This is a genomic window from Mesorhizobium sp. M4A.F.Ca.ET.090.04.2.1 (assembly GCF_003999085.1).
Lineage (GTDB): Bacteria > Pseudomonadota > Alphaproteobacteria > Rhizobiales > Rhizobiaceae > Mesorhizobium.
On the sequence record NZ_RZOT01000375.1, the window covers coordinates 1 to 6,039 of the forward strand.

The 6,039-nt window shown below is 64.7% G+C and carries 5 protein-coding genes; 2 read left to right on the top strand and 3 right to left on the bottom strand.

Annotation, left to right across the window (positions count from 1 at the left end; translation table 11 throughout):
• The 3 genes from EN781_RS23120 to tkt all read right to left on the bottom strand — a co-directional run.
• The coding region (locus EN781_RS23120) for a potassium/proton antiporter (RefSeq protein WP_127400363.1) at positions 1 to 1,668 on the bottom strand (1,668 nt) is incomplete at its 3' end.
• 208 nt (positions 1,669 to 1,876) lie between these two features.
• Positions 1,877 to 2,887: a type I glyceraldehyde-3-phosphate dehydrogenase gene (gene gap / locus EN781_RS23125; protein ID WP_126057972.1), complete on the bottom strand. Its 1,011-nt coding sequence runs from the start codon at positions 2,885 to 2,887 to the stop codon at positions 1,877 to 1,879.
• Positions 2,888 to 3,042: 155 nt separating this feature from the next.
• Positions 3,043 to 5,034, bottom strand: a complete 1,992-nt coding sequence (tkt, locus tag EN781_RS23130; RefSeq protein ID WP_126057973.1) for a transketolase — start codon at positions 5,032 to 5,034, stop codon at positions 3,043 to 3,045.
• A 258-nt stretch (positions 5,035 to 5,292) separates the two neighbouring features.
• Here tkt and EN781_RS23135 point away from each other — a divergent pair, with 258 nt between their 5' ends.
• Positions 5,293 to 5,565 carry a DUF4164 domain-containing protein gene (locus tag EN781_RS23135; RefSeq protein WP_006200774.1) on the top strand — a complete coding sequence of 91 codons (273 nt, stop codon included), beginning with the start codon at positions 5,293 to 5,295 and terminating at the stop codon, positions 5,563 to 5,565.
• Between the two features lie 4 nt (positions 5,566 to 5,569).
• Positions 5,570 to 5,935: a cell division protein ZapA gene (locus EN781_RS23140; RefSeq protein ID WP_126057974.1), complete on the top strand. Its 366-nt coding sequence runs from the start codon at positions 5,570 to 5,572 to the stop codon at positions 5,933 to 5,935.
• Positions 5,936 to 6,039 lie beyond the last annotated feature (104 nt).

A 6,039-nucleotide genomic window follows, 5' to 3' on the forward strand; every position in this document is an offset into this window, starting at 1 on the left:
GTCGCGCACGATGAGCTCGATCGGCCCGATCAGCACCCGGTCGGCATATTCGGGATGGCCGCCGAGCCGCTCCGTGACCAGGGCGCCGACCGTCAGCTTGCGTTCTGCCTCGGTCAAGCCCGGCGCGTAGGCAGCCTCCAACTCCTCGGCCGAGCGCGTCGGATCTAGCGCAAAGGCGCCGAAGAAGTCCGCGTCCTCCGGATCGACCACGGCGCGGCTGGCGAACAGCTTGTCGAGCAGGCGCGGATAACGGTCCGGCACGAAGATGTATACTTGGTCGCCGGCGGCGAGCCGGCCCATGTCCTGGAAGCGCATCGAGCGGCCGTCGCGCAGCACCAGCGAGGGCCGCGCCCAACGCGGGATGCGCTCGCCACGCGCCACCGGGCTGCCCGGCGCCACGCGATAGGCGAGCAGCTCGTGATGGGCAGAGCCCGGCAGTTCGAGCTCGACCTTGTCCAGGGGCCCGAGCCTCGCCGGCACGATGAGGCCGAGGCGGCGCGCCAGCGGGCCGACGGTCCAGCCCTGCACGACCAGCGACACCAGCACAATGATGAAGGCGACGTTGAAGATGAGGCGGCCGTTTTCCAGGCCGCCGAGCAGCGGCGTGATGGCGAGCAGGATGGAGACCGCGCCGCGCAGGCCGACCCATGAGACGAAAGCGACCTCGGGCCGTGGCAGGCGGAACGTGACCAGGCAGAGCCAGACGGCGATCGGCCGCGCGACGAAGATCAGGAACAGGCCGAGCAAGGTCGCCGGCACCAGGATCGCCGGAAATTGCGAGGGCGTGGCAAACAGGCCAAGGATCAGGAACATGATGATCTGTGCCAGCCACGACATGCCGTCCTGGAAGCGCCTAAGGATGGTGACGGCGCGGATGTCTGAATTGCCCGATACCAGCCCGGCGAGATAGACCGCCAGGAAGCCCGAGCCGCCAATGGCGCCGGCGGCCGCGAACACCATCAGCGACAGCGTCAGCACGAAGATCGGCAACAGGCCGTGGTCGAGGTTCAGCCGCTCGACCAGGCGCACGATGGCAAGGCCGCCGAGAACGCCGATGACGGCGCCAAGCCCCATGCTGATGAGGAAGCCGAGCACGAGGCTGGTGGCAAGCACATTGGCTTCGGGATTGGCGTGGGCGGCGATGATCTCGACCAGAGTGATGGTCAAGAAGATGGCGATCGGGTCATTGGTGCCGGATTCCACCTCGAGCGTCGCGCGCACGCGCTCGCGCAGATTGATCTCGCCGGCTCGCAGCAGGAAGAAGACGGCCGCTGCATCGGTCGAGGCGACGGCGGCGCCGAGCAGGAAGGATTCCAGCCAGGTGAGGTCGAGCATGTAATAGGCAGCGGCCCCGAACAGGCCGGTGGTCAGGATGACGCCGACGGTCGCCAGCGACAGTGCCGGTCCGGCCGCCTGGCGCAAGGCATTGAGCGGCGTGCCGAACCCGGAATCGAAGAGGATGACGGCCAGCGCCAGTGAGCCGGCAAAGTAAGCCAGGCGGGCATTGTCGAACTCGATGCCGAGACCATCGGTTCCGGTGGCCAGACCGATGCAGAGGAACAGCAGCAGAAGGGGAGCGCCGAAGCGAAAGGCGATCAGGCTCGAAAACGCGGCGGCAACGACAAGGGCGGTGCCGACCAGCGTTACAAGATAGATCGCATGCTCCATCCGGAATTGCCCCTCAAATCCGCCTCCCTCCCCGCTTTACGGCAGAGTGGGGCGAAGACATGACCAGCGCAAGGCGGCAGCGTGATTTTTTGCTCCTATGGGGCTGATTTCCGGGGGTTTTGCCGCTCGGGGCGCCAGCCGGCCTGCAAACGAAAAACGCCCGGCCGAAGCCGGGCGTCTGATCTGGAAAGATTGCGGCCTGCGTCGATCAGGCGATGGTCTTGCCGAAGGCGACGGCGGTGTCGCCCATGCGGTTGGAGAAGCCCCATTCATTGTCGTACCAGGACAGCACCGACACAAAGTTGCCGTCCATCACCTTGGTCTGGTCAAGCGCCACGATCGAGGAATGCGGATCGTGGTTGAAGTCGATCGAGACATTCGGGTGATGGGTGACCGACAGAACACCCTTCAGCTTGCCCTTGGATGCGGCGATCACCGCTTCGTTGATTTCCTGCGCGGTGGTCGAGCGCTTGGCGATGAACTTGAAGTCGACGACCGAGACGTTCGGGGTCGGCACGCGGATCGAGATGCCGTCGAGCTTGCCCTTGAGGTCGGGCAGCACAAGGCCGATCGCCTTGGCCGCACCGGTCGAGGTCGGAATCTGCGACAGCGCAGCCGCGCGGGCGCGGTAGAGATCCTTGTGCATGGTGTCCAGCGTCGGCTGGTCGCCGGTGTAAGAGTGGATCGTCGTCATCATGCCCTTCTCGATGCCGACCGTCTCGTGCAGCACGGCGGCCAGCGGCGCCAGGCAGTTGGTGGTGCAGGACGCATTCGAAATGACGATATGGTCCTTGGTCAGCTTGTCGTGGTTGATGCCGTAGACGACGGTGAGATCGGCGCCTTCGGCCGGCGCCGAGACGATGACGCGCTTGGCGCCGGCGGTGAGATGCGCGGCGGCCTTGTCGCGGGCGGTGAAGATGCCGGTGCACTCGAGCGCGATGTCGATGCCGAGTTCCTTCCAAGGCAGCTGGGTCGGGTCCTTGATGGCGGTGACCTTGAACTTCTCAGAGCCGACCGAGATCTGGTCGCCGTCGACCGTCACTTCGTGCGGGAAGCGGCCATGCACGCTGTCGTAGCGCAGCAGATGCGCATTGGTCTCGACCGGGCCGAGATCGTTGACGGCGACGACGTCGATGTCCTTGCGGCCGGATTCATGGATGGCGCGCAGGATGTTGCGGCCGATGCGGCCGAATCCGTTGATGGCAACTCTGACGGTCATGTTTCTCTCCCTGGGAGGCGGATGGGGTCCGCAGCTTCATAGCGGCGGACGGACAAAGAATCCAGCCTTGGAAGGCCTGGATTTAAATCGATTAGGTTGGGCCAGTCCGCCGAAACGGCCATGCGCGGTTTTGGCGGGCTCGCTTGCCTCAACCCTTACTTGCCATGCAGGCGGGCTTCCACCGCTTTCGCCGCAGCATCGGCGGTGATGCCGAAATGCGGATAGAGCTGCTCGATGGTGCCGGAGGCGCCGAAGCCGGTCATGCCGATGAAGATGCCGTCGCTGCCGATGATGTGGTCCCAGCCCTGACGGATGCCGGCCTCGATGGCGACCTTCACCTTCGCGCTGCCGATCGTGTTTCTGCGGTAGTCGTCGCTCTGCTGATCGAACAGTTCGAAGCAGGGCACCGATACGACGCGGGTCGGGTGGCCGTGCTGCTGCAGCAAATCACGCGCGCCGAGCGCGACCTCGACTTCGGAGCCGGTGGCGAAGATCGTCACCGCCGCCTCGCCGTTTGCCGCGGCCAGCTCATAGGCGCCGGATGCGCTGAGGTTCTTCTCGCTGTGCTCGGTGCGAACGGTCGGCAGGTTCTGGCGGGTCAGCGCCAGCGTCGACGGCGTCTTTTCGGATTCGAGCGCCAGCTGCCAGCATTCCGCCGTCTCGACCGCGTCGGCCGGGCGGAAGACCTTGTGGTTCGGAATAGCGCGCAGCGCTGCCATATGCTCAACCGGCTGGTGCGTCGGCCCATCCTCGCCAAGGCCGATCGAGTCATGGGTCATGACGAAGATCGAACGAATGCCCATCAGCGAGGCCAGGCGCATCGAAGGCCGGGCATAGTCGGAGAAGCACAGGAACGTGCCGCCATAGGCGATAAGGCCGCCATGCAGCGTTAGCCCATTGATCGCCGCCGCCATGCCATGCTCACGGATGCCGTAGTGGACATAGCGCTGGCCGTAATCGTCCGGCGTGATATTCTTGGTCTGGCTGGTCTTGGTGTTGTTGGAGCCGGTGAGATCGGCCGAGCCGCCGATGGTTTCCGGCACAGCGCCGTTGATGACCTCGAGCGCCATCTCCGACGATTTGCGGGTGGCGACCTTTGGCTTGTCGGCCGAGAGCTTCTTCTTGTAGTCGGCAATGACGCTGTCGAAGTTCGACGGCAGCTTGCCACTGACACGGCGTTCGAACTCGCCCTTCAGCTCGGCGTCCGTCTTGGCGAGACGCCCTTCCCAGTCAGCGCGGGCCTTGGCACCGGCCTGACCCGCCGCGCGCCATGCGTCGAGGATGTCGCCCGGAATCTCGAAGGGCGGCGAGTCCCAGCCGAAGAACTTGCGCGCGCCGGCGATCTCCTCGGCGCCGAGCGGCGAGCCGTGCGCCTTGTTGGTGCCGGCCTTGGTCGGGGCGCCGAAGCCGATGGTGGTCTTGCAGGCGATCATCGTCGGCTTGTCGGAGTGACGCGCCGCCTCGATCGCATAGGCGATCGCTTCCGGATCGAAGCCGTCGATGTGGCTGGCGTTCCAGCCGGAGGCCTGGAAGCGGGCGACCTGGTCGGTGTTGTCGGCCAGCGACACCGGACCGTCGATCGAGATGTTGTTGTTGTCCCACAGCACGATCAGCTTGTTGAGTTTGAGATGCCCGGCGAGCGCGATGGCCTCCTGGGAGACGCCCTCCATCAGGCAGCCGTCGCCGGCCAGCACATAGGTGTAGTGGTCGACGAGATCCTTGCCGAAGGCGGCATTCATGATGCGCTCGCCGAGCGCGAAGCCGACCGAGTTGGCAAGGCCCTGGCCGAGCGGCCCGGTGGTGGTCTCGATGCCGGCGGCATGGCCATATTCGGGGTGGCCCGCGGTCTTCGAGCCGAGCTGGCGGAAATTCTTGATCTGGTCGAGGGTCATGTCCTCGTAGCCGGTCAGATAAAGCAGCGAATAGAGCAGCATCGAGCCGTGGCCGGCCGACAGGATGAAGCGGTCGCGGTCAGCCCAGTGCGGGGCCCTGGCGTCGAATTTCAGGAAGCGGGTGAACAGCACCGTGGCGATGTCGGCGCAGCCCATGGGCAGGCCGGGGTGGCCGGAATTCGCCTTCTCGACTGCGTCCATGGAGAGAAAACGGATCGCATTGGCCATCCGGTCATGTTGTTCACGCGAGGTCATGCTTCCTCCGGGGTGGGGGTTTGAGGCCTTGGGAGAGGCCTGGAAAGGGTGCGCGACACATAGCAGGCGCGGCCCTTGAGTCAACAAATCGGTGCGTTTTTGCCGGCCTTGTGATGGTCCCGACAGACTTACATTAGCGTTAGCGGGGGACAGTCGCGAGAGCTTTATTGACGTTGCCTTCACACGGCGCCTAATGTTTCCTGGATAACGCGTTCTGAACGCGAACGATTCGGTGATGGGCAGGGTGCAGGACGAGCCATGACCGGGGAAACGACGCTCAAGGAAGTCATCGCCAGGCTGGGCAAAGCCATCGAAGGCCTGGAAAACGCCGTCGCGGCCAAGCTCGAGCACGAGCGCGACTATTCGGAGGCCGAGGCGGAGGTGCAGCGCATGAACGCCGATCGCTCCAGGCTGGCGCAGGAGCTCGACAATTCCGAAGCGCGAGCCGAACGGCTGGAAGACGCCAACAAGGAAGTCTCGCGCCGGCTGGTGACCGCCATGGAAACCATCCGCGCGGTGTTGGACAGGTAGGCCAATGGCACAGGTCACGGTTTCCATCGACGGCAAGCAGTATCGCATGGCCTGCGACGAGGGCCAGGAAGAGCATCTGATCGACCTGGCCGAGCGTTTCGACCGCTATGTCGCGCATCTCAAGGACTCGTTCGGCGAGATCGGCGACCAGCGGCTGACGGTGATGGCCGGCATCATGGTCATGGACGAGCTTTCCGAGCTGCAGAAACGCGTCAAGGGCATGGAAAGCGAAGTGGTGACGCTGCGCAAGACGCGCGACGAGGCGCTGGCCAAGGCCGGCAAGAACGACAGCGTGCTGACCGATGCGCTGGGCGCGCTGGCCCAGCGCATGGAAGACCTCGCGACGACGCTGGCGATCAAGAAGGCCTGAGCCTCGACGCGGCAGAAATTCCTGCCGCATTTGCCCGGAAAAGGTGAAAATATTTCGTCGCCGGTGCCATTCTCGGCGGCGGTTGCCGTATGAAGCATGCGGTC